Raw genomic sequence first — 26,428 nt, 5'->3', positions numbered from 1 at the left:
TTTTTCAACCCCGGGGCATTACCTAACGGAACGACGAACCCCTGAGTCACGTTTTTGAAAGCCTTTGGGCAGAAATTGTCAGGAAGAAAATCTTCCATTTCGTACCATCCTTACATGGTTGTTCCGCTCCGGCGCTTACTGTCCCCTGGTAATCCCCCCGGCCAATAAAGGCGGTCAGAGGTAGAATTTTCTCGTAAAGGGAGAGTTCTGCATGAAGAAGTCGAAGTTTTCGGACAGCCAGATCATCGAGGCGTTGAAGCGGGTCGAGGGTGGGCTATCGGTGCCGGAGTTGTGCCGGGAGTTGGGAATCAGCTCGGCGACGTTCTACAAATGGCGGGCGAAATACGGCGGCCTGGACGTGTCCATGATGGCCCGGATGAAGGAGTTGGAAGCCGAGAATGCGCGGCTCAAAAAGATGTACGCCGAGGAGCGCCTGAAGGCGGATATTCTGAAGGAGTACCTGGGAAAAAAGTAGGTCGGCCATCTCGCCGGCGTGAGATGGCCAAGGAAGTGGTGGCCGGAAAGCGAATTTCGATCCGCTTGGCCTGCGACATTTTCCAGGTGAGCGAGACCTGCTATCGGTATTCGGCCAAGAAGAATGCCGAGAATGAGGAAATCGCCGACTGGCTGATGCGGCTAACCGACAACCACCGCAACTGGGGATTTGGGCTGTGCTTCCTGTACCTGCGCAACGTGAAGGGCTTTGGTTGGAATCACAAGCGGGTGTATCGGATTTACCGGGAGTTGGAATTGAATCTGCGGATCAAGCCCAGGAAACGGCTGGTGCGGGAGAAACCGGAACCGCTGGCCGTGCCGACTGCCATCAACCAGGTGTGGTCTATGGATTTCATGCATGACCAGCTCGAAGACGGGCGCTGTTTCCGGTTGTTCAATGTGATCGATGACTTCAACCGGGAAGCCCTGGGCATCGAGATCGATTTCTCGCTGCCGGCCGAGAGGGTGATCCGTGCCCTGGAGCAGATCATCGAATGGCGGGGGAAACCAGCCGCCATTCGATGTGACAATGGCCCGGAGAACATCAGCGGCCTGGTGCAAAACTGGGCAGAAAAGCGGCAGATCAAGATGGATTACATCCAGCCGGGCAAGCCCCAGCAGAACGCCTACGTCGAGCGCTTCAACCGGACAGTGCGCTACGAGTGGCTATCGCAATATTGCTGGGCAGACCTCGATGAAGTCCAGCTCTTCGCCACCCAGTGGATGTACGACTACAATCACGACCGCCCAAACATGGCCTTGGGCGGCATCACGCCAAAACAGCGGCTGGCCATGGCCGCGTAGCTCTACTTCTGATCGCCCCTAATTCTGGGGGGATTACCCCCTGTCTTACCCCTCAGCATTAGCGGTAAATCACCTGTTCTATGCTCCGACTTGTCCATGGCGCAATCGCTGCACGCCAATTTGCCAGCGAAACAGCCTGCGCCTTCTCGTAAGCAGCGATTGCATCTTCTACCGAAAGCCCTCCATAAATCATCGAGAGAATCGGCACTGCGCTATCGTCAATTGCCTTGCAAATACGATTGAACGTTGTCTCGATCTCTGATTCCTGCAATTCAGTATCTGTCAGCTCGATTTGTAACATCGTCCAAACTGCGTTGTCAGAAGGATCCAACTCCAGTTGCGGCAGGCAGCGAACCATTGCAGCATCCAAGAATTGCTTGATCTCCGACAGTTTGGCGGCTGGAGTCGCAATCCCGTTTGATGCGCTCAGAAAGAACGAGTCAAATGATCGGTTGTAGCTAATCGTTACCCAGCAATTGCTCTGCGCCAGGCGTTGATAGTTCATCAGGATTGGGTTTTCGCAACTTGATGAAAGAATCGTTGGCGAACCAAAGCGCAACACCCATTGATAGATCATGCTGTAGGCAGCTTTCGGGTTGTGGCGATTGGCGATCGGGGAAAAAGGTGTATTCATGTCACTCTCCAAAGTCAAAGGTGGTGTGTTCTTCAAAGCATGGGGCCTGGCTGTAAAAAATCACCAGACGGATGCCCACCTCTTCGAACCGAGACTTTTTCTCCCTGAATCATGAGTTGCCGAGGACGTCCCCGCGTTTCCAATGCACGGGGCTTGTATTGCCCCTTCGTCAGTGCCCTTGTTCCTGGTGGTACGTCATCACCCAAGGCCTGAGAATGCTTCGTCAGGTAGATCAACGCAGAAATCAAGTGCCAGCGCTTCAACTCATCCGAGTGCTGCACCATGCCGATGCCGTCATACCGATATCCTGCAGTTCGTGCCTTGTGGTTACAGTTGAAGTACCAAATCTTGGTCTGCTCATCTGCCGGAGTACGCGACGAATTGACGATTCGGTTCTTCCAGTAATCGATGATTTGTTTAGCCAGTTCGACGTCATTCTTCACCTTCTGCCCATCAAACAGAATGAAACAGTGGAAGTGATAGCCTCGTCCGTTGCCACCGTTGTCTGTAGTGGAGCTAGTACCTCGTTCACGTCCGATCACGTAGCCGATGCTGTGCTTAAAGCATGCCTGCCACTGTCGGTAATTGATGAAACGCTGAATGTCACCATGGGCCCGTTCAAAGCTGATCTTGTCTGCCTCATCGGCCTGATAGCCGAGATCGACACGCACCACCAGTATCTTCGGATTGTCCTGGAATAGATCATCGAAGTACCTCACTACGCTCTTCAGTTCATCGAGATCGTAGTCTTCTGCAAAGTTCAGATAGTTCTTGCAACGCTTATCAGTGCGAGCACGCTTACGGATCAGTTCCAGGAAGGCATTGAACAGTTCAGCACCATTCATGTCCTTCCCATCACTACCAAGACGATGATAGTCACCAGGTTTGCCAAACGGGTTGTAGTACAGCTTCAACTCGATGCAGCAATCACGGAACAGACCGACAAACCCTGCAGGATCACTACCTTCAGGGATGCGAGCCATGAAGTTGTTCATCAGGCGATAGAACCGCTTACCCAGGGATAACGGTTCAATACGTTTGTCTCCGTTCTTCTTCACGAAGATTTGAAAGCCAGGAGATTCCTTGCCCAGTACCAGACGAACAAACTCATGAATATCCCAGAGAGGTTCACGGAATGATTGATAGGCAGATACGGAAGGCTGCTTGGTTACAGTTGGTAATGACTCCATGTTATGAGTGTCGATAGCACTCATGATGGGATTGATCGGATCGGTAGGAGTAGGGATAGGTTGATTGTTAATTGTCATGGTAAATATATAAATAAGTATTGATTAATTAATCTAATAGGAAACGCGCGCCTAAATACGAGGTGATCGAAACAAGCGGGAAGCAATCGATAGTCAAGATCGCTCTTCCCGTTGTGCCGATGGTTTTTATGTCCGGCCACACCTCATAGTTATCGGTGTTTGCGGTAAAAAAATATCGAGAGCGCATGGAGGGATCATGTTGCGTGGAACCACTTCTTAGTGATGCTATTCAAAGCACTCTGAATGGTGCCTATAAAAGTGCTAACATTGGTGCGAACTGGAACAGGAGGCAGTTATGGCCCACCAAATATTGTCTGAAACGGCAGCAAGCATTTCCGAGCTAAAACGCAACCCCATGGGTACGGTTGCAGCGGGAGAAGGATTCCCTGTGGCGATCCTGAACAGGAACGAGCCAGCCTTTTATTGCATTCCGGCTCGTGCATTCGAGAGCATGATGGATCGCCTGGAGGATTTGGAATTGAATGCTATTGCGGATGCTCGTGCAGGCCAGAAGCGAGTGAAGGTCAAAATCGATGAGCTATGAGCTTGAGTTTCTTGAAGAGGCTTTGTCCGAATGGCAGCGTCTGGATGGCTCGATCAAGGCTCAGTTCAAGAAAAAGCTGGCTGAGCGCTTAGTTGAGCCACGGGTACCCTCCGCCAAGTTGTCGGGGCACCCTGATCGCTACAAAATCAAGCTGCGCAGTATCGGCTACCGGCTCGTCTACGAAGTCCAGGATGGTCGATTGGTCGTGCTGGTCGTCGCCGTAGGCAAGCGCGACAAAAATGCAGTCTACAAGGCCGCTGAGGGGCGTTGACTCCCCTTGAATACGGGGCGATCCTTGGAAAGATATGAAGCGATTTCCGATATTTCCGCTACGAGTAGCGGAAGTATCGGGTTTAGCAGATGGTTCGATGCTGAAAATCAGCATTGGCTGGGTTCATGACCCTAGGTCAAAGAGTCTGGCCGTTGCCGCCTTGCCCAAGGAAATAGTGGGGATTCAAAACGATGAACAGCGTTTTTCCTTGCTTTTGAAGTTGGGCTACGCAACGCCAAATGAGTACTTGAAGGGCGGCGTTAAGGCGACTCTTGTTGCGAAGCGGATTGGGGCCGGATTGAAGAGCCACGTTCTTTGGGAAAGCCAGGGTTTTGTGCGTATGTGAGAAGCTGCGCAACCATGCCTCCAGCAGAGCGGCATCAGCTTGATTTTGGGGGATCGGGGGCGGCGCTGCGAAAAGACGTTTGAACTCGTAGGTGTACCATTTCATCACCTCAGATGCACGCTCTACGGTTTCAACCGAGATGTCGCCCTCTTGTTTGCTGAAAAAATGAAAGAGTGCGGCAATACGAGCCATATTGTCAGCAGCCTTCGAGCCGAAATCTCGAATGTCGAACAGGAAACCGCCAGGGGTTAGTTCGAATTCGATATTGTTATAGGCTTGAATCCAACGAGCTCGTGCTTCGGGCGTAAACTGAAGAACCAGCCCAGATTCTCCTTCGCTCCTACAGTGGGTTTCGGTCTGCTCCAAGATTTCTTCGATACGACGCTTGAATTTCTCAGTGCTTGACCATGACAAATTACTCTGGTGAATGAAACGAGTGCCTTGGGTGGAGAGGGGGAATGCCTGTTGACGCTCGTTGAAAACTGACCAGAAAAGCGAGGTTGTGCGCGCTGAAAATTGACCAGGGTGATTAACTCGTCCGCTCATTTTTTGAGCAGGATTTTAGGAGATGATCACCATGAAGGATCTGGGAAGGATTCGGCGGTTGTTTTATCGGGATGGCCTGTCGCTGTCCGAGATTTCGCGGAAGACGGGGTATAGCCGGAACACCGTCAAACGTTGGTTACGGACACCGGAAGGGACGGAGCCGAGGTACGAACGGCAGAACCCGAACGTCAAGATTGCCCCGTATGCGGCGCGCCTGATCAAGGCACTGGAGGCGGATGCCCGGCGCCCGAAACGGGATCGGCGTACCGCGCTGAAACTCTTTGGCGAATTGCAGGCTGCCGGATTCACCGGCACCTACTGCCGGGTCACCGAGTTCATCCGGCGCTGGCGGGCCGATGGCGGTGCAGCCGTCAGTAAAGCCTTCGTTCCGCTCCACTTCGAGTTGGGCGAAGCCTTCCAGTTCGACTGGAGCGAAGAGCATCTGGTCATTGGCGGCGTCTGGCGGAAGATACTTGCCTCACATCTGAAACTCTGCGCCAGTCGGGCCTTTGTCGTTCAAGCCTACCCGACGCAAGGTCACGAAATGCTGTTTGATGCCCACACCCGCTCGTTTGCTGCCTTGGGCGGCATTCCCCGACGCGGCATCTACGACAACATGAAGACGGCCGTCGATAAGGTGCAGAAAGGCAAATCCCGCATCGTCAATTCGCGCTTCTCGGCGATGGCCTCCCACTACCTGTTTGATCCGGATTTCTGCAATGTCGCCAGCGGCTGGGAGAAAGGCGTTGTCGAGAAGAACGTCCAGGATAGTCGGCTGCGGCTCTGGCAGGATGCCGGTAAGGAACGGTTCAGTTCGTTCACCGAACTGAACGTTTGGCTGCTCGAGCGCTGCCGGGGGCTGTGGCAGGAATTGCGTCATCCCGAGTACGCCGATCTGACGGTGGCCGAGATGCTCGAACACGAGCAACCCAGCCTGATGCCGATGGTGGCGCCGTTCGATGGCTATGTCGAAACATTGGGCAAGGTATCGAGCACTTGTCTGGTGACACTGGATCGCAACCGCTACTCGGTCCCTTGCGAACTCGTGGGCCAGGCCGTCAGCCTGCGTCTTTATCCAGAGCGGATCGACATTGTGGCGCACGATACTCGGGTGGCCAGTCATCCCCGCAACTTCAGTCGCCAGCAAACCCTCTACGACTGGCAGCACTACATTCCGCTGATTGAACGAAAGCCCGGTGCCTTGAGAAACGGTGCGCCGTTTGCCGACATGCCGGAACCGTTGCAACGATTACGCAACTTGCTCCTGCGCCGGGAAGGTGGGGATCGGGTGATGGCCAAAGTGCTGTCAGCGATTGCGCAGTTTGACCTGGAAGCGGTGCTGGTCGCCGTCGATCTGGTGCTGGAGTCCGGCCTACCCAGTGCCGAGCACATCGAGAACATGCTCAACCGCCTGAAGTCGGGTCCCATGCCGCCACCGGTGGAAACGCCACTCACCCTCAGCGAAGTGCCGATTGCCGATACTGGCCGCTATGACCGCTTGCGTACCGAGGTGACTGATCATGCGTGAGCTGATGAGCGAGTTCAAGGAACTGCGTCTGCACGGCATGGCCGGTGCGTGGGAGGAACTGACAGCCAACGGTGGCAGCCGTGTCGAAGCCTCCCGCTGGCTGATCGAGCATCTACTGCAAGCCGAGCATACGGATCGCGTGATGCGTTCGATTGGCTATCAGATGCATGCGGCCCGCTTCCCGGTACATCGTGATCTGGCCGGATTCGACTTCGAGCAATCGAAAGTGGATCAGAAGCTGATCCGGCAACTGGCCGACCTCTCCTTTGCCGAGGAAGCCCAGAACGTCGTGTTCATTGGCGGTACGGGCACCGGCAAGACGCACCTGGCCACGGCGCTGGGTGTCTCGGGCATCACCCATCACAGCAAACGGGTGCGTTTCTTCTCGACAGTCGATCTGGTCAATGCGCTGGAACAGGAGAAGGCTGCCGGCAAAGCCGGGCGGATTGCCTTGGGGCTGCTGCGTATGGACCTGGTCATTCTCGATGAGTTGGGCTACCTGCCGTTCAGCCAGGCCGGTGGCGCCTTGCTGTTCCACTTGCTCTCAAAGCTCTACGAGCACACCAGTGTGATGATCACGACCAATCTGACCTTCGCTGAATGGCCGAGCGTCTTCGGTGATGCCAAGATGACCACCGCCTTGCTCGACCGGCTGACGCATCACTGCCATATCGTGGAAACGGGCAACGAGTCGTTTCGCTTCCGGCACAGCACGGCCACTGCCAAGTCGAGGATCAAGGCACGGGAGCAGAGCAAGCGGGGAAATCCACCCGAAGCAGATCCGTTCTGATCGGGGCCGCGTTGGGAAATCCGTTCCGGACTTCGTCCTCCACGGCTTCCCCAACGCATTCGTCGTGGCTCGGAAATCAGTTGTTCTGAGCTACACTTATCCACAAGCCAACCTATGTCAGGCGGCTATCACACCTGGTCAAAATTCAACGCGCACAGGTGGTCAAATTTAAACGCGCGCCGACACCTTGCTCTATAACTTTCCGAATCAAGGTGGCCGCGTGGTCTGAATCGATCTCGGAGGCAGGAAGGGAGGCGATGTCAGGGAACGCCTCGAATACATGCACCTTCAGGATTGAACCGGCTTGTCGTGCGCTGTCTGCCTTACCTCTAGTTTTGAGGTGATCGCAGTAAGCATTGCAAAGGGATTCTAGGGTGTATTGCTTTTTATCCTCTGCTGCAGCTCGCTCTGCTTCTTTGGCAGCAATTGCGGCGGCTTTGGCTGCTGTCTTCTCTCGCTCAACTTCTCTTGGGTCGATTCCCTTGTCGATCTGCGTTTGCAGTCGGCGTGCAGCTTCGCGTGCATCGTCCAAGTTCCATACATTAGTTGATCCGATGGTGATGCGGAGTGGTGTGCCGTTCAGTTTTCCGGCATAGACGAACGACTTTGCTCCGGCAGGAGTGATGCGAACGCAAAGCTGCTTCGGGTCGTCGTCAAAGGCGTAGGTCGCTTGGTTTCCAGATGGCGGTTGCAGTTTGCGGATGCGTTCAAGCGTTAGATGCAGTCGTTCTGTATTGCGAGCCATGACGATACCCCTTGGAGATCGGGAGCAATGGAGTGGTGTATTAAATCCATTGCTCCACCATTGCTCCCGAGTGTATCAATTCAGATCAACATAAAGCAATCTGTCCATTGGCGTAAAACGCCTATTTGCAAGGGTTGTAAGGATTTTTGTTTGCTGGCATCAATCTGTATCAACGCTGATAATCATCTGTTTTTGATGATTTGTAATCATCAGGTAGCGGTTCGATTCCGTTCGGGGGCACCACTTATTATTCTGCGGGAATCCCGCCGAATCCCAAGCGATGCGAAAGCGCTGCAGCGGCTTCCCGCATCGCCTTTGCAGTCGGACTGTCCCACTCAACATCGAATTCCCCAATCGCACCCAGCGATGTGATTGCTGCGACCATGTTGCCGGAGTGGTCGTAGACCGGGGCGCTGAAGCCGTTGATGCCCGGAGTCAGGCTGCCGGTGGCGCGAGCTATACCGTGTTCGCGTATCTCCGTGAGGGTTTTTTCGAGTTGCCGGCGAACTGTCGTAACGGCAACCTTGGTGGATTCGGAAATTTCCTTCAACTCGCTATCCAGCATCTTCTTCAAGTATGGCGAGCGGTAGAACGTAGCGAACGCTCGCCCAGTTGCTGAGTTGCAAAGAGGCAGAGTCGTTCCTGGGCGCAGGGTTATCGTGATGGGGCCGCCGGCGTCGGCGATCCGGACGATGGTTGCACCATGGGTGCCCCATACGGCGAGAGCAACCGTTTCGTGGATTTCTTCGCAGAGCGATTCCAGAATCGGGCCTGCCAGTCGTACCGGGTCAAGACGGCCAAGTCCGGATAGCCCCAGTTCGAGTGCATAAGCTCCCAAGTCATACCGGCCGCTGCTGGGGTCCTGCTCGACGATGCCGATTCGCAAAAAACTGACCATGTAGCGGTGAGCTTTTGCCGCAGGCATGCCGGCACCCTTGGCTATATCCCGCAACATCATCGGGCGATTGGTGGCGGCCAGAACTTTCAAAAGCCGGAAACCAACCTCGACGGACTGTATACCTTGGCGGTCGCTGGCAACCTTTGTGACCATGATGAGTTCAATTGAATAAAAGCGACATTCTATGCATCTATGAGGTCCTTGAGGCGACGAATATAATCCTCGCACAATCAAAGAGGAGGTTTTATGCGGGCGGTACTGGTTGCAAATCCAAAGGGGGGGGCTGGCAAGACAACGCTAGCGACGAATTTGTCTGGCTATTTTGCTAACCAAGGAAAGAAAACCACGTTGTGCGATCTCGATCGCCAGCAATCCTCCCTGCGCTGGATGGCGTTTCGCGATCCTGTATTGCCTGCCATTACTGGCTATTACGGTGGCAATCAGATTTCACTGAATCTCCCCCGTGAGGCGGATTGGGTCGTCGTTGACGCACCTGCCGGATTGCAGGGGTACAAGTTGTCCGACTATCTGCGCACTGTCGATAAGGTGCTGGTGCCTTTGGTCCCCTCTGTATTTGATATGGCAGCAACTGAAGACTTTCTTAATACGGTACGCGGCGAGGTTCGTGGTGTGCGCGCCAAAGTTGGTATCGTGGCCATGCGCGTCGATCCTCGAACCAAGGCGGCCAGCATGCTGGAAGAGTTCCTCAAGCACTTCGATATCCCGATCGTCGCTTATTTGCGTAACACCCAAAACTACGTCAACGTTGCGGCCGCTGGTGCAACTGTTTTTGATCCCCCCAAGGCCAAGCATCGGAGAGATCTCGAACAGTGGTCGTCATTAATTAGCTGGCTGGAGAAAAAATAGTAGGTTCTGGCTTAGATTTTTGTTGACGCACTTAGGGTAAGTCTGGATAATGCGCCCCTCTGACGGACGCGGGGTGGAGCAGTTGGCAGCTCGTCGGGCTCATAACCCGAAGGTCGCAGGTTCAAGTCCTGCCCCCGCAACCAGCCGAAAGGCAGTCAGAGCAAGCGTTTAGAAAAAATAATTTTCGAAATAGCTTGACGAGATGTAGAGAGTGCTTCATAATCTCGCTTCTCTGCTGCTGACGAATCAAACGAAACGGCGCGGCACTGATCTTTAACAAATTGGACAACCGATAAGTGTGGGTGTCTTGATGCGAAGCAACTTCGGTTGCAAAAAAGTATTAAGGCAAACGCACTGGTGAAAAAGACGAAGAAATTCGTCGAGGTAGAGAAATCTACCGTCAGTGAATTTGCGAGTTTGTTGGATTGAACTGAAGAGTTTGATCCTGGCTCAGATTGAACGCTGGCGGCATGCCTTACACATGCAAGTCGAACGGCAGCACGGACTTCGGTCTGGTGGCGAGTGGCGAACGGGTGAGTAATGTATCGGAACGTACCTTTCAGTGGGGGATAACGTAGCGAAAGTTACGCTAATACCGCATATTCTGTGAGCAGGAAAGCAGGGGATCGCAAGACCTTGCGCTGATTGAGCGGCCGATATCAGATTAGCTAGTTGGTGGGGTAAAGGCCTACCAAGGCTACGATCTGTAGCGGGTCTGAGAGGATGATCCGCCACACTGGAACTGAGACACGGTCCAGACTCCTACGGGAGGCAGCAGTGGGGAATTTTGGACAATGGGGGCAACCCTGATCCAGCCATGCCGCGTGAGTGAAGAAGGCCTTCGGGTTGTAAAGCTCTTTCGGCCGGGAAGAAATCGCATCAGCTAATACCTGGTGTGGATGACGGTACCGGAATAAGAAGCACCGGCTAACTACGTGCCAGCAGCCGCGGTAATACGTAGGGTGCGAGCGTTAATCGGAATTACTGGGCGTAAAGCGTGCGCAGGCGGTTGTGTAAGACAGGCGTGAAATCCCCGGGCTCAACCTGGGAACTGCGCTTGTGACTGCACAGCTAGAGTACGGCAGAGGGGGGTGGAATTCCACGTGTAGCAGTGAAATGCGTAGAGATGTGGAGGAACACCGATGGCGAAGGCAGCCCCCTGGGCCGATACTGACGCTCATGCACGAAAGCGTGGGTAGCAAACAGGATTAGATACCCTGGTAGTCCACGCCCTAAACGATGTCAACTAGGTGTTGGGTGGGTAAAACCATTTAGTACCGTAGCTAACGCGTGAAGTTGACCGCCTGGGGAGTACGGCCGCAAGGTTAAAACTCAAAGGAATTGACGGGGACCCGCACAAGCGGTGGATGATGTGGATTAATTCGATGCAACGCGAAAAACCTTACCTACCCTTGACATGTCCAGAAGCCCGGAGAGATTTGGGTGTGCCCGAAAGGGAACTGGAACACAGGTGCTGCATGGCTGTCGTCAGCTCGTGTCGTGAGATGTTGGGTTAAGTCCCGCAACGAGCGCAACCCTTGTCGTTAATTGCCATCATTTAGTTGGGCACTTTAACGAGACTGCCGGTGACAAACCGGAGGAAGGTGGGGATGACGTCAAGTCCTCATGGCCCTTATGGGTAGGGCTTCACACGTCATACAATGGTCGGTACAGAGGGTTGCCAAGCCGCGAGGTGGAGCCAATCCCAGAAAGCCGATCGTAGTCCGGATTGCAGGCTGCAACTCGCCTGCATGAAGTCGGAATCGCTAGTAATCGCGGATCAGCATGTCGCGGTGAATACGTTCCCGGGTCTTGTACACACCGCCCGTCACACCATGGGAGCGGGTTCCGCCAGAAGTAGGTAGCCTAACCGCAAGGAGGGCGCTTACCACGGCGGGGTTCGTGACTGGGGTGAAGTCGTAACAAGGTAGCCGTAGGGGAACCTGCGGCTGGATCACCTCCTTTCTAGAGAAGCATCCTGGCACCCACAACTTATCGGTTGTTCAGTAGTAGCAAACAGACGAGGGTCTGTAGCTCAGTCGGTTAGAGCACCGTCTTGATAAGGCGGGGGTCGTTGGTTCGATTCCAACCAGACCCACCAACGTCTCAAAACGGGGGATTAGCTCAGCTGGGAGAGCACCTGCTTTGCAAGCAGGGGGTCGTCGGTTCGATCCCGTCATCCTCCACCAGAAACCAGTGTTAAGCATTGTTGTTTAACACTGGCTTTTGAGAAATCAATTGCTACGCTCTTTAACAAAACGGAAGAAGGTTGTGTAACGCTGTGATGAGCAGTGATTACACGTTGTGATTGCATCTGATGGTTCATTACAGCTAGTGAATCATCAGCACAAAGTTTATGAGTTGCCTGTAGCCGGGTCTCTGCCGAGACCCCAAGGTTATAGGATCAAGCGACTAAGTGCATGTGGTGGATGCCTTGGCGATCACAGGCGATGAAGGACGTGCAAGCCTGCGAAAAGCGCGGGGGAGCTGGCAATGAAGCTTTGATCCCGCGATGTCCGAATGGGGAAACCCACCCGCAAGGGTATCCTGTCCTGAATACATAGGGCCAGGAGGCGAACCCGGTGAACTGAAACATCTAAGTAGCCGGAGGAAAAGAAATCAACCGAGATTCCCCAAGTAGTGGCGAGCGAACGGGGAAGAGCCTGCTAGTGATAGCGGAACTGTTAGAAGAACGGAATGGAAAGTCCGGCCGTAGTGGGTGATAGCCCCGTATTCGAAAACAGATCCGTGGTACTAAGTTAGCGAAAAGTAGGGCGGGGCACGTGAAACCTTGTCTGAACATGGGGGGACCATCCTCCAAGGCTAAATACTCGTGATCGACCGATAGTGAACCAGTACCGTGAGGGAAAGGCGAAAAGAACCCCGGGAGGGGAGTGAAATAGAACCTGAAACCGCATGCATACAAACAGTGGGAGCCTCCTTGTGGGGTGACTGCGTACCTTTTGTATAATGGGTCAGCGACTTACGTTATGTTGCGAGCTTAACCGAATAGGGGAGGCGTAGCGAAAGCGAGTCTGATAAGGGCGTTTAGTAGCATGGCGTAGACCCGAAACCGGATGATCTATCCATGGCCAGGATGAAGGTGCCGTAACAGGTACTGGAGGTCCGAACCCACTAACGTTGAAAAGTTAGGGGATGAGCTGTGGATAGGGGTGAAAGGCTAAACAAATCCGGAAATAGCTGGTTCTCCCCGAAAACTATTTAGGTAGTGCGTCACATATCACTTCCGGGGGTAAAGCACTGTTATGGCTAGGGGGTCATCGCGACTTACCAAACCATGGCAAACTCTGAATACCGGAAAGTGCGAGTGTGGCAGACAGACAGTGGGTGCTAACGTCCATTGTCAAGAGGGAAACAACCCAGACCGCCAGCTAAGGTCCCCAAGACACAGTTAAGTGGGAAACGAGGTGGGAAGGCATAGACAGCTAGGAGGTTGGCTTAGAAGCAGCCACCCTTTAAAGAAAGCGTAATAGCTCACTAGTCGAGTCGTCCTGCGCGGAAGATGTAACGGGGCTCAAACTGTGCACCGAAGCTGCGGATATCGAAAGATATGGTAGGGGAGCGTTCTGTAGGTCTGTGAAGGTGTCTTGTAAAGGATGCTGGAGATATCAGAAGTGCGAATGCTGACATGAGTAGCGATAAAGGGAGTGAAAAGCTCCCTCGCCGAAAGCCCAAGGTTTCCTACGCAACGTTCATCGGCGTAGGGTGAGTCGGCCCCTAAGGCGAGGCAGAAATGCGTAGTCGATGGGAAACAGGTCAATATTCCTGTACCGATTCTAGATGCGATGTGGGGACGGAGAAGGTTAGGTCAGCCATCTGTTGGAATAGGTGGTTTAAGCGTGTAGGAGTGTCCCTTAGGCAAATCCGGGGGAATTATCTGAGGCGTGATGACGAGGCACTACGGTGCCGAAGTGATTGATACCAAGCTTCCAGGAAAAGCCACTAAGCTTCAGTCTAGAGTCGACCGTACCGCAAACCGACACAGGTGGGCAGGATGAAAATTCTAAGGCGCTTGAGAGAACTCAGGAGAAGGAACTCGGCAAATTGACACCGTAACTTCGGGAGAAGGTGTGCCCCGGTAGGTTGTAGAGCCTCGCGCTCGAAGGCCGATGGGGTTGCAGTGAAATGGTGGCTGCGACTGTTTAATAAAAACACAGCACTCTGCAAACACGAAAGTGGACGTATAGGGTGTGACGCCTGCCCGGTGCTGGAAGATTAAATGATGGGGTGCAAGCTCTTGATTGAAGTCCCAGTAAACGGCGGCCGTAACTATAACGGTCCTAAGGTAGCGAAATTCCTTGTCGGGTAAGTTCCGACCTGCACGAATGGCGTAACGATGGCCACACTGTCTCCTCCTGAGACTCAGCGAAGTTGAAATGTTTGTGAAGATGCAATCTCCCCGCGGCAAGACGGAAAGACCCCATGAACCTTTACTGCAGCTTTGCATTGGACTTTGAACCGGTTTGTGTAGGATAGGTGGGAGACTGTGAAACCGGGACGCTAGTCTCGGTGGAGTCGTCCTTGAAATACCACCCTGATTTGTTTGAGGTTCTAACCTAGGCCAGTGAATCCTGGCCGGGGACCGTGCATGGTAGGCAGTTTGACTGGGGCGGTCTCCTCCCAAAAGGTAACGGAGGAGTACGAAGGTACGCTTAGGGCGGTCGGACATCGCCCATAAAGTGCAATGGCAAAAGCGTGCTTGACTGCGAGACCCACAAGTCGAGCAGGTGCGAAAGCAGGTCATAGTGATCCGGTGGTTCTGTATGGAAGGGCCATCGCTCAACGGATAAAAGGTACTCTGGGGATAACAGGCTGATACCGCCCAAGAGTTCATATCGACGGCGGTGTTTGGCACCTCGATGTCGGCTCATCTCATCCTGGGGCTGTAGCCGGTCCCAAGGGTATGGCTGTTCGCCATTTAAAGAGGTACGTGAGCTGGGTTTAAAACGTCGTGAGACAGTTTGGTCCCTATCTGCCGTGGGCGCTGGATATTTGAAGGGGGCTGCTCCTAGTACGAGAGGACCGGAGTGGACGAACCTCTGGTGTACCGGTTATGACGCCAGTCGTATCGCCGGGTAGCTATGTTCGGAAGAGATAAACGCTGAAAGCATCTAAGCGTGAAACTCGCCTTAAGATGAGATATCCCGGAGTCTTGAACTCCTTGAAGGGTCGTCGAAGACCACGACGTTGATAGGTCGGGTGTGGAAGCGCAGTAATGCGTTAAGCTAACCGATACTAATTGCCCGTACGGCTTGATCCTATAACCTTGGATCAGCACTACAACAACTCATACATACAATCACAACACCTTCTTCTAGTTTTGCGTTTGACGCGTACCGCGCGGCAAACGTTACAAGTTACGTCTGGCGTCAATAGCCTGCTGGTACCACCCCTTCCCATCCCGAACAGGACCGTGAAACAGCAACGCGCCAATGATAGTGAGCTTCCGCTCGCGAAAGTAGGTCAACGCCAGACTCCCCATTCAAACACCCCCTCCGGATTCCCGGCAGGGGGTGTTGTCGTTTAAAGTGATTATTTCTCAGTAATCAGAATCCTCAGTGATCAGAATGCCGCCTACGAAATCAGGATGCGCATTCCCTAAAGATTCAGGAAGTCTCCGACCTCTACCGAACGATTAAGCGTATCGGCATAACCCAAATCGATCAGCGCATTGGTGTAAGGTTTTTCAAATAGAAGGTAACTGGTAAGGGTTCCGTTGCGGCGATTCATACCGCCAATTCCTCCGAGCATCAATTTCATGGCCCATGGCAAGGCTTTGGCGTGTTCAGCGGCAATACGCTCAAGGCGCTCAGATGGGGAAATGATGAGCGAGCGGATGGGACGAAGTGGTAGGTCGCTGGTCGCAAGAATGTCAGATGGGATGATGCTCAGCGTGCGATTAATGCGCTGCATGCGCTCGATATCGACAGCTAGGCTATCCAGGAAGATAGTCGATAAGGCATGACCAGCAATTTGGGCAAGTGAGGGATGATCATCGACACGTCGGCGTTCCTGATGTTCGTTTTTCCTTCCGGCGCCAACGATGAGCACTCGTTCCGCCCCGAGATGGATAGCAGGTGACAGGGGGGCCAGTTGGCGCATGGATCCATCGCCAAAATACTCGCGATGGATTTTTGTGGCAGGGAAGATGAAAGGAATGGCGCTTGATGCCAGAAGGTGGTCTACGCTGATTTCAGCGCGAATACCGATACGTTGGACACGGTTCCAAGGTTGTGCGCTGGAGTGGCCCTGAAAAAAATTGATATTGTCACCGGACTCATAGCCGGATGCCGAGACACTGACGGCGTGCAGGGCGCCTTTGGCGATTGCCTTTTCAATGCCCTTCAAATCGAGATGCTGGCTTAGCAACTGTCGCAAGGGGGCGTTGTCGAGCAATGAACGGGGTGGGTGCTGAAACAGCCATCCAAGACTCAAGGCTGACAGCCAATGGATGGCTGAATAGCCCACTGACAGTGGGTCGGCGCGATAAATATGGTTTGCGTGCATGTTTCGCCAGAAATTGGCGAGCACCGATACCGCTTTGCTGAAATTGTCGGCGAGACAGGCGATGCTGGTTACGTTGATGGCGCCTGCTGATGTGCCGCAAAGTATCGGAAACGGATTCCGCTTCCGATTAGTCGATAACTTAGCGATAGCCAGCAACACCCCGACTTGATAAGCGGCACGAGCGCCGCCACCGGTTAAGACCAGCGCTGTTCTTGCGGGAGCTGCGGCTTTCGTGCTCATCATGAGCCGAGGGAATTATCCTGAATGCCGAGAAGCGGCGTTGTGATTTAACTTGGCACCGGTTACCTGCGTGTGCAGCGACGGGGATGTGATATGCCCCTAGTATAGGGGCTTTGGCGTGCCGAATTCAATCGCGAGAAGAACGCAACGCGTCTGCCCAGCAATTCGGAGTTTCGTACAGCCGAACTTGTTCTAATCGCAGGTGATTGCCGTAGTTGTCCCGATACACAGCGTTGAGGCGTTCGAATGCCAGTCGGGCCAGGTTCTCCGCGGTCGGAACACGGTCGAGGATGACTGTCTTGTGTTCGGGGAGGCTGCGCAGAAAGTCTACGATCGGTTGATCGCCGGCGTAGGCGAGGAAAGCGTGATCCCATTCATCGACCAGATGTTGCTTGGCGAGGTCCTTGACTTGGGAAAAGTCCATCACCATGCCGTTGGCGGCATCACCAGCCTTGTCAATGATGTTGCCTGATAGTGTGATTTCGATCGCATAGCGATGCCCGTGTAGATGACGGCACTGACTCTTGTGGTCGGGAATGCGGTGCCCGGCATCGAACTCGAGGCGGCGGGTTATCAACATGATCTATTGCTCGACAAGGCGGTCGCGGATTATACAATGCGGCATGCTGACAACAGATGATCATCGCCGCGACAGTGCCGGTTTACTCTATGTGTATCCCGTCATTTCCCGACGGGCGGGTGGGGTGTCGGTCGGAATCAATCTTAATCCGAACAACGCCTGCAATTGGGCGTGCGTGTATTGCCAGGTTGAAAATCTGACACGAGGTGGCCCGCCTCCGATTGACCTGCAGCGACTTGAGCAAGAATTGCATGGCTTTCTCGACCAGGTGCTGCATGGTGATTTCCTGGCCCGCCATGTACCGCTGGAGACACGGCAGCTGGTGGATATCGCGTTTTCCGGGAACGGTGAGCCGACAAGTGCTACCGAGTTTGCCGAGGCTGTCGCCTGTGTTGGCAAAGTCATTGAGCGATTCGACCTGAAAGGAAAAATACCGATTCGTCTCATAACAAACGGCAGTCTGTTTCACCGCAATGCAGTCCAGTTAGGGGTGAGGTACCTCGCTGAACTGGGAGGCGAAGTCTGGTTCAAAATTGACCGTGCGACTGATGCAGAAGTTGTCGAGGTGAACGGCGTACGGGGAAACCAAGATCGCGTATTAAAAAATTTACAAATTTCTGCAAAATTGGCGCCGACTTGGGTGCAAACTTGTTGGTTCAGAATAGATGGCGAGGCACCTACTGCTCAGTCACGGCAGGCCTACTGCACGTTGTTGCGCCAAGTAAACGACAAGCTGGCTGGCGTTCATCTTTACGGTCTGGCCCGTCCCTCGAAACAAGAGGCTGCCCCTCGCCTGAGTTCCGTGACGGAAGATGAATTGATGCTGTTTTCTTGCCAGATTGAAGAAGAAACGGGCATCCGGGTTGTTGTCTCCCCGTGATGCCCGCTGTAACGCGTGCTGCCCGTTAGTGTTGGATCAGGCGGCCTTCTTCGCGTGGCTGCGTGCCGATTTCTTTAACGACTTGAACAGTTCCGGTTCCTGGCTCTTCAGGTATTCGATCACTTCCCAGTCTTCACGCTTGATGTTCTTGATGTCGACTTGCTCGACGTGAACCAGGCGCAGTAGTTCGCGCACCGGCTTGGGCATGTTACGCCCACTTTCATAGCGGGAGCCGCCACTCTGCGTTACGCCCAGGGTGGACCAGAATTGCTGCTGGTTCATGCCCAATTTACGACGAATCTCGCGGGCGTCGATTTTCTCGATAGTCTTGACCGTGCTCATACTCATTCTCCATAGGCTGATGTATTAGAGTTACCCACGTCGCGTACCCATCTATGACTTAGGTAATATGGCGAAGTATATATATGCCTATGACGTTATGCAACTGGAAAATTGATTAAATTTATTAAATACGGTGATAGTGTTTTTGATGCTTCGCCCATTCGTGGGCTTGCACACCAAGCCTTCATTCTTTTCTGATCGACGGGGATGCACTAAGATCGCCAGCATCGGTTACTCATGAGCAGGGGAGAGCGCTATGCAGGTTAGAGAAATCCTTCGGGTCAAGGGCGGCGCATTATTTACTGTGACGCCACAAAAGCCCTTGTCGGTCGCTATCGATTCGATGGCCGATCTTGATGCCGGATCGCTGGTCGTCATGGATGAGGGAAAGATGGTTGGTATGCTGACCTTTCGCGAGGTTTTACAGGCGCTTCGGAAGCATGCGACGAGCCCGGCCGAACTGACGGTCGGTGATGTCATGGTCAGGAATCCGGTGACAGCCTATCCCGACATGGAGGTGAACGAGCTGCGCGGCCTGATGATCGAAAAACACTCGCGCTATCTGCCGATTCTCGACGGCGAGGTGTTGATGGGGGTTATCTCCTTCCTGGATGTGGCCAAGGCGGTCCTTGAAGAGCAAAGTTTCGAGAATAAGATGTTGAAGAGCTACATCAAGAACTGGCCGAGCGAAGCGCCGTCTGCTTGAAGCGTTTTGCTACGGGAGGGTGCGGCCACCTTTTTTCTATTGCGACTGGGAAAAATTGAAGCTTGCTGTGGCGTGCTAAACTCCCTCGTCCATTCCCTACTCGCGTTTTCCCATGTCCGGCAACACTTTTGGCACCCTGTTCACCGTTACCTCCTTTGGCGAGTCGCATGGTCCGGCGATCGGCTGTGTCATTGATGGCTGCCCTCCCGGGTTGATCCTGTGCGAAGCAGATATTCAGGCTGAACTGGATCGGCGGAAGCCCGGAACATCGCGCCATGTCACGCAGCGTCGGGAGCCGGATACCGTGGAAATTCTATCTGGTGTCTTTGACGGTAAAACGACGGGGACGCCGATTGCCTTGCTGATTCGCAACCAGGACCAGCGGAGTAAGGATTACGGCAATATTGCTGAAACCTTCCGTCCTGGGCATGCCGATTACACCTACACACAGAAATACGGTTTTCGTGACTATCGCGGCGGAGGTCGTTCGTCAGCGCGTGAAACAGCGGTTCGCGTAGCAGCCGGGGCGATTGCCAGGAAGTGGCTGCTGGAACGCCACGGGGTAAGGATTCGGGGCTGGATGAGTGCCCTGGGGCCGATCGAGATTCCCTTCGTGACGGCTGAAGATATCGACGGCAATGCCTTCTTCGCGCCGAACGCCGCCATTGTGCCGCAGCTCGAAACCTACATGGATGATCTGCGCAAGTCGCTAGATTCCGTCGGGGCGAGGATTACGGTGAGTGCAACGGGGGTGCCCCCAGGCTGGGGCGAGCCGGTGTATGACCGCCTGGATGCCGAGATCGCGTATGCGATGATGGGCATCAATGCCGTGAAGGGGGTCGAGATTGGCGCGGGTTTTGCCTCTGTGGCCCAGCGGGGGAGTGAGCATGGCGATGAAATGACGCCGCAAGGCTTCGTCAGTAACCATGCGGGCGGCATTCTTGGTGGGATTTCGACGGGCCAGGATATCCTGGTTAACATGGCGATCAAGCCTACCTCCTCCATCGCGCAGCCCAGGCGTTCGATCGATTGCCAGGGCAATGCGATTAGTGTCGCGACGCAGGGCAGGCACGATCCCTGTGTCGGCATTCGGGCAACCCCCATTGCTGAAGCCATGCTGGCTCTGGTTCTGATGGATCATGCGTTGCGGCATCGCGCGCAGTGCGGTGATGTGGTGTGTTCGACGCCGCGCATCCCCGGGGAAATTGCGTAGAATATTTCGTCGTTCTGCCATTTTGGCGGAATTTGCATCAGGGAGAGCATCATGCAGATCGAACATCACGACCTTCATCAAGAGTTTCCGGATTTCAAGGACGCCATCGACACACTGAAGGCCGGAAACGCCCTTTTTGCGAAGCTGTATGCGAGTTATAACCGCCTCACCGGGAAGGTCGAGGATCTGGAAGAGCATGACATGCCGGTGGCCGATTTCACCATCGAAGACATGAAGAAGCAGCGCGTCAAGCTGAAGGACGATCTGTATCACATGCTGCTGGCCTATCGGGCCGGGCAGCAGGCCGCCAGGTAAAGCCTGTCTGGCGTGGGAGGGCATCCGGTAAAATTACCGGATGCATCCTCTGCCCTATTGGCGCCTATCGGGCTACTACTTTTTCTATTTCGCCTTTATTGGCGCATTCTCGCCCTATTTTGGGCTCTATCTCCAGTCGCTCGCCTTCTCTGCCTGGGATATCGGTCTGTTGATGTCCCAGATGCAGTTGATGCGACTGGTTGGCCCCAACCTCTGGGGCTGGCTGACTGATCGATTCGGTTGGCGACTGGCTATCGTCCGGCTGGCCGGCGGCATCGGATTAGCCGGGTTTACGGCATTCTTCTGGCTCGATCGCCTGGCTGGCATGTTGCTGGCGATGGCGGTGCTCGCCTTTTTCTGGAGCGCGGCGCTGCCCCTGGTGGAAACGCTGACCTTCGACCATTTGCGTGAAGAGCGTGGCCGATACAGCCGAATCCGGCTCTGGGGGTCGATTGGTTTCATCGTCGCCGTGATGGCAACTGGGGCACTGATCGACGCCACATCGCCGCTCAGTGTTTTGTGGATGTGCTGGTCGATTTTGCTAGGCATTCTGCTCAACGCCATGGTTCTGACGGAGGCGACGCCGCTGGCACACGATCGTGCGGAAATGCCGATCGGCAACATCTTGCGACAGGGGAAAGTGAAGGCCCTGATGGCCGCTTGTTTTGCCATGTCGGCGGCGCACGGGGCTTTCTACGTTTTCTACTCGATTCATCTTGATGCACATGGCTATTCCAAGACCGAAATCGGCTTGCTATGGTCCCTGGGAGTCGTGGCCGAAATTGTCGTCTTCATGTTGATGGCCAGCTTGGCGCGGCGTTTTTCCTTGCGCGACATCTTGCTCGCCAGTTTTGTTGCGGCCGTCGTTCGCTTTGTATTGATGGGCTGGGGTGTCGAATCGGCGATGCTCATGATCTTCGTGCAACTGTTGCATGGCCTTACCTTTGGCGCTTACCACGCGTCGGCGATCGCCGCCGTCAATCAATGGTTTCCCGGCAAGACGCAGGGAAGGGGGCAGGCGCTTTATTCCAGCCTCTCCTTTGGTGCCGGTGGCCTGCTCGGTGCGCTGATCAGCGGCCGGACCTGGGATTGGCTGGGTTCCGGCTGGACGTTCACGCTCAGCGCAGCCTTTGCTCTGGTTGGTGTGCTGCTCATCTGGCATTGGGTTCCGTCTGAGGCCCCGGGCCCGGTTTCCGGAAGGCAAAAAGTTGGCGATCCTGTGCAATAATTCAACGTTTTACGGCTCACTTTAGGTTCCATGTCGAAGACCCTTTACGACAAGCTCTGGGAGAACCATGTCGTCCGTCAGGAAGCGGATGGCACGGCCCTTCTCTATATCGATCGTCATCTGGTGCATGAAGTGACCAGCCCGCAGGCTTTCGAGGGCCTGAAGCTGGCCGGACGCAAGCCGTGGCGAGTTTCTTCCATTGTGGCGACGCCGGATCACAATACGCCGACCGACCATTGGGAAGAGGGGATCAAGGATCCGATTTCCCGGCAGCAGGTCGAGACACTCGATGCCAATATCCGCGAAGTTGGGGCTCTGGCCTATTTTCCGTTCAAGGATCAGCGCATGGGTATTCTGCATGTCGTCGGTCCGGAAAATGGCGCCACCCTGCCGGGTATGACCGTCGTTTGCGGCGATTCGCATACCTCAACGCATGGTGCATTTGCCTGCATGGCGCATGGCATCGGCACTTCCGAGGTCGAGCATGTGCTGGCTACGCAGTGTCTGCTCCAGAAAAAATCGAAGACCATGTTGATTGCCGTTGAAGGCAAGCTGGGCAAGGGCGTGACCGCCAAGGATGTCGCCTTGGCCATTATTGGTGCCATTGGTACGGCGGGGGGCACGGGCTATGCCATCGAATACGGCGGTAGCGCCATTCGCAGCCTGAGCATGGAGGGGCGGATGACGCTGTGCAATATGGCGATCGAAGGTGGTGCCCGCCTTGGTTTTGTGGCGGTTGATGACACGACGATCAATTACCTGAAGGGCCGTCCCTTCTCGCCGACTGGCGAAAACTGGGACAAGGCGGTGGCTTATTGGCGCACGCTGCATTCCGATCCGGGGGCACAATTCGATCGCGTCGTCACGTTGAAGGCGGAGGATATCCGTCCACAGGTGACCTGGGGTACGTCGCCTGAAATGGTCGTGCCGGTGGATGCCGTAGTGCCCGATCCGGCCCGGGAAGCTGACCCGGTCAAGCGGGAAGGGATGGAGCGCGCCTTGCAGTACATGGGCCTCAATCCGAATACACCGATCAAGGATATCGCGATCGACAAGGTGTTCATTGGTTCTTGCACCAATTCGCGTATCGAGGATTTGCGCGAGGCGGCTGCCGTGTTGAAGGGGCGTCGTATTGCCGCCAACGTCAAGCTGGCCCTGGCTGTTCCGGGGTCCGGACTGGTCAAGCGCCAGGCCGAGGCCGAGGGGCTGGACAAGATCTTCGTCGCAGCCGGTTTCGAATGGCGCGAGCCGGGGTGCTCGATGTGCTTGGCGATGAATGCTGACCGCCTGGAACCGGGCGAGCGCTGTGCCTCGACCTCGAACCGCAATTTTGAAGGTCGCCAAGGCCCGGGCGGAAGGACACATCTGGTCAGTCCGGCAATGGCGGCTGCAGCGGCAGTGGCCGGGCATTTTGCGGACGTGCGCGAGGTTCTCTGAGCGGTGATGGGCGTGCGCAAGACCTTGCTCCTGATGTCGATTCTGGCGCTGGCTGCCTGCAATACGGCGCAGGGCGTCAAGAAGGATGTCACGATCGGTGCCGAGAAGGCTGGCGAAGCGCTGCACAAGGGTGGCGAAGCAGTCGGCGAGGCATTGAACAAGACTGGTGAAGTGGTCGGCGGTGCCATCAAGAAGGGTGGCGAAGCCGTACAGAAGGTGGTGGATTAATGGAAAAATTCGTTCGTCTGGAAGGTCTGGTCGCTCCGCTCGATCGCAGCAATGTCGATACCGATGCGATCATCCCGAAGCAATTCCTGAAGTCGATCAAGCGCTCTGGCTTCGGTCCGAATGCCTTCGATGAGTGGCGTTACATGGATGTCGGCCAGCCCGGGCAGGATTGCTCGCAGCGGCCGAAGAACCCGAATTTCGTGCTCAACCAGCCGCGTTACGAGGGGGCCGAGATCCTCCTCACTCGTGCCAATTTTGGTTGTGGCAGTTCGCGTGAGCATGCGCCTTGGGCGCTGCTCGATTTTGGATTCAAAGCGATCATCGCCGAATCCTTCGCTGATATCTTCTTCAACAATTGTTTCAAGAACGGCATCCTGCCCATCGTGCTGCCGGTCGACGAGGTTGAGGCCCTGTTTCAACAGGTCGAGGCGACGCCGGGTTACAAGCTGGTTGTCGATCTGCCGTCGCAGGCGGTCGTCCGGCCGGACGGTCACGGTATTCCATTCCAGATCGATGCCTTCCGCAAGGAATGCCTGCTCAACGGTTGGGACGACATCGGCCTGACCCTGCGCCATGCCGAGAAGATCAAGGAATTCGAGGCGCGACGCCGTATCGAGCAGCCCTGGCTGTTCGCCCAATAAGGAGACACCATGAAGATTTGCGTTTTGCCGGGTGACGGCATTGGTCCCGAAATCACTGCCGAAGCGGTGCGTGTCCTGAAAGCGCTCGACCTCAAGTTCGAGATGGAGGAAGCGCTGCTCGGCGGTTGTGCTGTCGATGCAACCGGCGAACCGTATCCGGAGGCAACCCGCAAGCTGGCTCGTGCGGCGGATGCTGTGCTGCTGGGCGCCGTCGGCGGTCCGCAGTGGGATGCTTTGCCGCGCGAACAGCGTCCGGAGCGTGGTCTGCTCGGCATCCGCAAGGACCTGAACCTGTTTGCCAACCTGCGTCCGGCCATTCTTTACCCCGAGTTGGCCAATGCATCGACGCTGAAGCCGGAGGTCGTGGCTGGTCTCGACATCCTGATAGTTCGAGAGCTGACGGGTGACATCTACTTTGGTCAACCTCGCGGCGTGCGCGAGGAAAACGGTGAGCGCGTTGGTTTCAATACCATGGTGTACAGCGAGTCAGAAATCCGCCGCATTGGCCATGTTGCCTTCCAGGCGGCGCAAAAGCGCAACAAGAAGCTGTGCTCGGTGGACAAGATGAACGTGCTGGAATGCACCCAACTCTGGCGTGATGTGATGATCGAGGTAGCGCACGATTACCCGGATGTTGAATTGAGCCACATGCTGGTCGACAACGCGGCCATGCAACTGGTCAAGGCCCCCAAGCAATTCGATGTGATGGTCACCGGCAACATGTTCGGCGACATCCTGTCCGACGAGGCCTCGATGCTGACCGGTTCAATCGGCATGCTGCCCTCGGCTTCGCTCGATGACAAGAACAAGGGCCTCTACGAGCCGTCGCACGGTTCGGCGCCGGACATCGCCGGCAAGGGCGTGGCGAATCCGCTGGCCACCATTCTCTCGGCGGCGATGATGCTGCGTTATACCTTCGGCCTCGAGGAGCAGGCACTGCGCATCGAAAATGCGGTCAAAAAAGTGTTGGCTCAGGGCTATCGCACGGGGGACATTTACGAGCGCGGGACCAACAAGGTTGGGACCCGGGAAATGGGCGATGCCGTGCTGGCGGCGCTGGCGTAAACCATTCGGCGCTGTGCCGCGTTAAACAAGTTTGTATTGGAGAGTGATGACATGAAGAAGGTTGGTCTGGTCGGTTGGCGTGGCATGGTCGGTTCCGTGCTGATGCAGCGCATGGTCGAGGAAGGTGATTTCGCCCATATTGATCCCGTCTATTTCTCGACTTCCGCTGCAGGCGGCAAGGCACCGGTATTCGGCGGGAAGGAGGCTTCCCTGCCGTTGCAGGACGCTTCCAGCATCGAGGCGCTGAAAGCCTGCGACATCGTCATCACCTGCCAGGGGGGCGACTATACCAAGGACGTCTTCCCCAAGCTGCGTGCCGCCGGCTGGAATGGTCACTGGATCGATGCTGCCTCGGCGTTGCGCATGGCCGATGACGCCGTGATCATCCTCGACCCGGTCAACATGAACGTGATCAAGGACTCGCTCGCCAAGGGCGGCAAGAACTGGATCGGTGGCAACTGCACCGTATCGCTGATGCTGATGGGTCTCGGCGGCCTGTTCCAGAACGATCTCGTCGAGTGGGCTACCTCGATGACCTACCAGGCTGCTTCCGGTGCCGGCGCGCAAAACATGCGTGAACTGATCTCGCAGATGGGTGTCATCCATGATTCCGTCAAGGATTTGTTGGCCGATCCGGCCTCGGCTATCCTCGACATTGACCGCAAGGTCGCTGAGACCATCCGTTCGGACGGCTTTCCGAAAAAGAACTTCCGCAATACCCCGCTCGCCGGCTCGCTGATCCCGTGGATCGATGTCCCGGTCGAGGGCGGCCAATCGAAGGAAGAGTGGAAGGGTGGCGCCGAGTGCAACAAGATTCTGGGGCGTCCGGCCTTCAAGACCGTCGGCTCGATTCCGATCGACGGCCTGTGCGTGCGCATCGGGGCCATGCGCTGTCACTCGCAGGCGCTGACCATCAAGCTGAAGAAAGATGTTCCGCTCGACGAAATCAGCGACATGCTGGCCAAGGCCAATCAATGGGCCAAGGTCGTGCCGAACGAGCGCGAGATCTCCGAGCGCGAACTGACCCCGGCTGCTGTCACCGGTACCCTGACCGTGCCTGTCGGCCGTCTGCACAAGATGGCCATGGGGCCGGAGTATCTGGCTGCTTTCACCTGCGGTGACCAGTTGCTGTGGGGGGCCGCCGAGCCGTTGCGCCGTATGCTGCGCATCCTGCTCGACGCCTGATTCGTCGGAGCGTCACCCAAACAAGCCGGGGCAAGTCCCCGGCTTTTTATTTGTTGGGAATATGCAAAAGGCCATAAATTAGAAGCGGGTTTAGCTTGCATTGC

24 protein-coding genes, 3 tRNA genes and 3 rRNA genes are annotated in these 26,428 nt (G+C 55.2%); 22 read left to right on the top strand and 8 right to left on the bottom strand.

The window, feature by feature from the left end:
• Positions 1–211 precede the first annotated feature (211 nt).
• A protein-coding gene (locus K420_RS0100640) for an IS3 family transposase (RefSeq protein WP_198293780.1) occupies positions 212–1,299 on the top strand; the annotation gives its coding sequence in 2 pieces (ribosomal slippage) (positions 212–464 and positions 464–1,299; 1,089 coding nt in all).
• Between the two features lie 58 nt (positions 1,300–1,357).
• Here the strand turns inward: K420_RS0100640 and K420_RS0100635 are convergent.
• Both K420_RS0100635 and K420_RS19500 read right to left on the bottom strand, forming a co-directional pair.
• Positions 1,358–1,933 (bottom strand): hypothetical protein, encoded by a 576-nt coding sequence (locus K420_RS0100635; protein ID WP_157274956.1) that lies wholly within the window; start codon positions 1,931–1,933, stop codon positions 1,358–1,360.
• Between the two features lie 32 nt (positions 1,934–1,965).
• A complete protein-coding gene (locus K420_RS19500; protein ID WP_157274955.1) occupies positions 1,966–3,147 on the bottom strand; it encodes a YagK/YfjJ domain-containing protein in 1,182 nt (393 codons plus the stop codon).
• 349 nt (positions 3,148–3,496) lie between these two features.
• Between K420_RS19500 and K420_RS0100625 the strand changes: the two genes are divergently transcribed.
• Together K420_RS0100625 and K420_RS0100620 are read left to right on the top strand one after the other, a co-directional pair.
• Entirely contained in the window at positions 3,497–3,745 is a 249-nt protein-coding gene (locus K420_RS0100625) for a type II toxin-antitoxin system Phd/YefM family antitoxin (protein WP_027456339.1), read from the top strand.
• Positions 3,735–4,016: a type II toxin-antitoxin system RelE family toxin gene (locus K420_RS0100620; protein WP_027456338.1), complete on the top strand. Its 282-nt coding sequence runs from the start codon at positions 3,735–3,737 to the stop codon at positions 4,014–4,016. Before K420_RS0100625 ends, K420_RS0100620 begins: the two co-directional genes overlap by 11 nt.
• Positions 4,017–4,152: 136 nt before the next feature.
• Here K420_RS0100620 and K420_RS0100615 read toward each other — a convergent pair whose 3' ends face one another.
• On the bottom strand, positions 4,153–4,908 hold the full coding sequence (locus K420_RS0100615) for a DUF3987 domain-containing protein (RefSeq protein WP_084019510.1): 756 nt from the start codon (positions 4,906–4,908) through the stop codon (positions 4,153–4,155).
• A 31-nt stretch (positions 4,909–4,939) separates the two neighbouring features.
• On the opposite strand from K420_RS0100615, the gene istA reads away from it, so the two are divergent.
• Together istA and istB are read left to right on the top strand one after the other, a co-directional pair.
• Positions 4,940–6,436: an IS21 family transposase gene (istA, locus tag K420_RS0100610; protein ID WP_157275146.1), complete on the top strand. Its 1,497-nt coding sequence runs from the start codon at positions 4,940–4,942 to the stop codon at positions 6,434–6,436.
• Positions 6,426–7,226, top strand: a complete 801-nt coding sequence (gene istB / locus K420_RS0100605) for an IS21-like element helper ATPase IstB (protein WP_456297580.1) — start codon at positions 6,426–6,428, stop codon at positions 7,224–7,226. Before istA ends, istB begins: the two co-directional genes overlap by 11 nt.
• 145 nt (positions 7,227–7,371) lie before the next feature.
• Here istB and K420_RS19935 read toward each other — a convergent pair whose 3' ends face one another.
• Positions 7,372–7,971 (bottom strand): Arm DNA-binding domain-containing protein, encoded by a 600-nt coding sequence (locus tag K420_RS19935; RefSeq protein WP_084019509.1) that lies wholly within the window; start codon positions 7,969–7,971, stop codon positions 7,372–7,374.
• Positions 7,972–8,218: 247 nt separating this feature from the next.
• Positions 8,219–9,022 (bottom strand): IclR family transcriptional regulator, encoded by an 804-nt coding sequence (locus K420_RS0100600; protein ID WP_027456334.1) that lies wholly within the window; start codon positions 9,020–9,022, stop codon positions 8,219–8,221.
• 93 nt (positions 9,023–9,115) lie between these two features.
• On the opposite strand from K420_RS0100600, the gene K420_RS0100595 reads away from it, so the two are divergent.
• From K420_RS0100595 to rrf, 7 genes are all read left to right on the top strand, one after another.
• The gene (locus K420_RS0100595) at positions 9,116–9,736 is read left to right on the top strand and encodes a ParA family protein (RefSeq protein ID WP_027456333.1); all 621 of its coding nucleotides are present in this window, start codon (positions 9,116–9,118) and stop codon (positions 9,734–9,736) included.
• Between the two features lie 67 nt (positions 9,737–9,803).
• Positions 9,804–9,879 (top strand) — tRNA-Met (locus K420_RS0100590).
• Between the two features lie 284 nt (positions 9,880–10,163).
• A 16S ribosomal RNA gene (locus K420_RS0100585) occupies positions 10,164–11,701 on the top strand.
• A 59-nt stretch (positions 11,702–11,760) separates the two neighbouring features.
• A tRNA-Ile gene (locus tag K420_RS0100580) sits at positions 11,761–11,837 on the top strand.
• Between the two features lie 12 nt (positions 11,838–11,849).
• Positions 11,850–11,925, top strand: a tRNA-Ala gene (locus tag K420_RS0100575).
• Positions 11,926–12,138: 213 nt separating this feature from the next.
• Positions 12,139–15,017, top strand: a 23S ribosomal RNA gene (locus K420_RS0100570).
• Between the two features lie 102 nt (positions 15,018–15,119).
• Positions 15,120–15,232: ribosomal RNA gene (gene rrf, locus K420_RS0100565) — 5S ribosomal RNA — on the top strand.
• Together the 16S, 23S and 5S rRNA genes with 3 tRNA genes alongside form the textbook arrangement of a ribosomal RNA operon.
• A gap of 123 nt (positions 15,233–15,355) precedes the next feature.
• Here rrf and K420_RS0100560 read toward each other — a convergent pair.
• Together K420_RS0100560 and queD are read right to left on the bottom strand one after the other, a co-directional pair.
• On the bottom strand, positions 15,356–16,507 hold the full coding sequence (locus K420_RS0100560; RefSeq protein ID WP_232422712.1) for a patatin-like phospholipase family protein: 1,152 nt from the start codon (positions 16,505–16,507) through the stop codon (positions 15,356–15,358).
• A gap of 124 nt (positions 16,508–16,631) precedes the next feature.
• Positions 16,632–17,084: a 6-carboxytetrahydropterin synthase QueD gene (gene queD / locus K420_RS0100555; protein WP_027456331.1), complete on the bottom strand. Its 453-nt coding sequence runs from the start codon at positions 17,082–17,084 to the stop codon at positions 16,632–16,634.
• 43 nt (positions 17,085–17,127) lie between these two features.
• Here queD and K420_RS19930 point away from each other — a divergent pair, with 43 nt between their 5' ends.
• The gene (locus K420_RS19930) at positions 17,128–17,964 is read left to right on the top strand and encodes a radical SAM protein (RefSeq protein WP_084019725.1); all 837 of its coding nucleotides are present in this window, start codon (positions 17,128–17,130) and stop codon (positions 17,962–17,964) included.
• A gap of 36 nt (positions 17,965–18,000) precedes the next feature.
• On the opposite strand, the gene K420_RS0100545 is transcribed toward K420_RS19930, so the two are convergent.
• Positions 18,001–18,306 carry a helix-turn-helix domain-containing protein gene (locus tag K420_RS0100545; protein ID WP_027456329.1) on the bottom strand — a complete coding sequence of 102 codons (306 nt, stop codon included), beginning with the start codon at positions 18,304–18,306 and terminating at the stop codon, positions 18,001–18,003.
• Between the two features lie 256 nt (positions 18,307–18,562).
• Between K420_RS0100545 and K420_RS0100540 the strand changes: the two genes are divergently transcribed.
• The 9 genes from K420_RS0100540 to asd all read left to right on the top strand — a co-directional run bounded on the left by K420_RS0100540 (position 18,563) and on the right by asd (position 26,324).
• Positions 18,563–19,012, top strand: a complete 450-nt coding sequence (locus tag K420_RS0100540; RefSeq protein ID WP_027456328.1) for a CBS domain-containing protein — start codon at positions 18,563–18,565, stop codon at positions 19,010–19,012.
• Positions 19,013–19,124: 112 nt separating this feature from the next.
• Positions 19,125–20,225 carry a chorismate synthase gene (aroC, locus tag K420_RS0100535; RefSeq protein ID WP_027456327.1) on the top strand — a complete coding sequence of 367 codons (1,101 nt, stop codon included), beginning with the start codon at positions 19,125–19,127 and terminating at the stop codon, positions 20,223–20,225.
• A 51-nt stretch (positions 20,226–20,276) separates the two neighbouring features.
• On the top strand, positions 20,277–20,540 hold the full coding sequence (locus K420_RS0100530) for a YdcH family protein (RefSeq protein WP_027456326.1): 264 nt from the start codon (positions 20,277–20,279) through the stop codon (positions 20,538–20,540).
• Positions 20,541–20,580: 40 nt separating this feature from the next.
• A complete protein-coding gene (locus K420_RS0100525; RefSeq protein WP_027456325.1) occupies positions 20,581–21,768 on the top strand; it encodes an MFS transporter in 1,188 nt (395 codons plus the stop codon).
• Between the two features lie 30 nt (positions 21,769–21,798).
• Positions 21,799–23,205, top strand: coding sequence for a 3-isopropylmalate dehydratase large subunit (leuC, locus tag K420_RS0100520; protein WP_027456324.1), 1,407 nt, complete (start codon positions 21,799–21,801; stop codon positions 23,203–23,205).
• A gap of 12 nt (positions 23,206–23,217) precedes the next feature.
• Positions 23,218–23,433, top strand: a complete 216-nt coding sequence (locus K420_RS0100515) for a hypothetical protein (protein ID WP_027456323.1) — start codon at positions 23,218–23,220, stop codon at positions 23,431–23,433.
• Positions 23,433–24,074: a 3-isopropylmalate dehydratase small subunit gene (gene leuD / locus K420_RS0100510; protein WP_027456322.1), complete on the top strand. Its 642-nt coding sequence runs from the start codon at positions 23,433–23,435 to the stop codon at positions 24,072–24,074. The genes K420_RS0100515 and leuD overlap by 1 nt, the downstream gene beginning before the upstream one ends.
• A 9-nt stretch (positions 24,075–24,083) precedes the next feature.
• Positions 24,084–25,139 (top strand): 3-isopropylmalate dehydrogenase, encoded by a 1,056-nt coding sequence (gene leuB / locus K420_RS0100505; RefSeq protein WP_027456321.1) that lies wholly within the window; start codon positions 24,084–24,086, stop codon positions 25,137–25,139.
• 51 nt (positions 25,140–25,190) lie between these two features.
• Positions 25,191–26,324 carry an aspartate-semialdehyde dehydrogenase gene (asd, locus tag K420_RS0100500; protein WP_027456320.1) on the top strand — a complete coding sequence of 378 codons (1,134 nt, stop codon included), beginning with the start codon at positions 25,191–25,193 and terminating at the stop codon, positions 26,322–26,324.
• The last annotated feature ends 104 nt before the right edge of the window (positions 26,325–26,428 follow it).

The sequence above is a fragment of the Dechloromonas agitata is5 genome (genome assembly GCF_000519045.1).
Lineage (GTDB): Bacteria > Pseudomonadota > Gammaproteobacteria > Burkholderiales > Rhodocyclaceae > Azonexus > Azonexus agitatus.
Note: the sequence above shows the minus strand (reverse complement) of the source record. Positions and strands in the feature narration are given on the sequence as shown.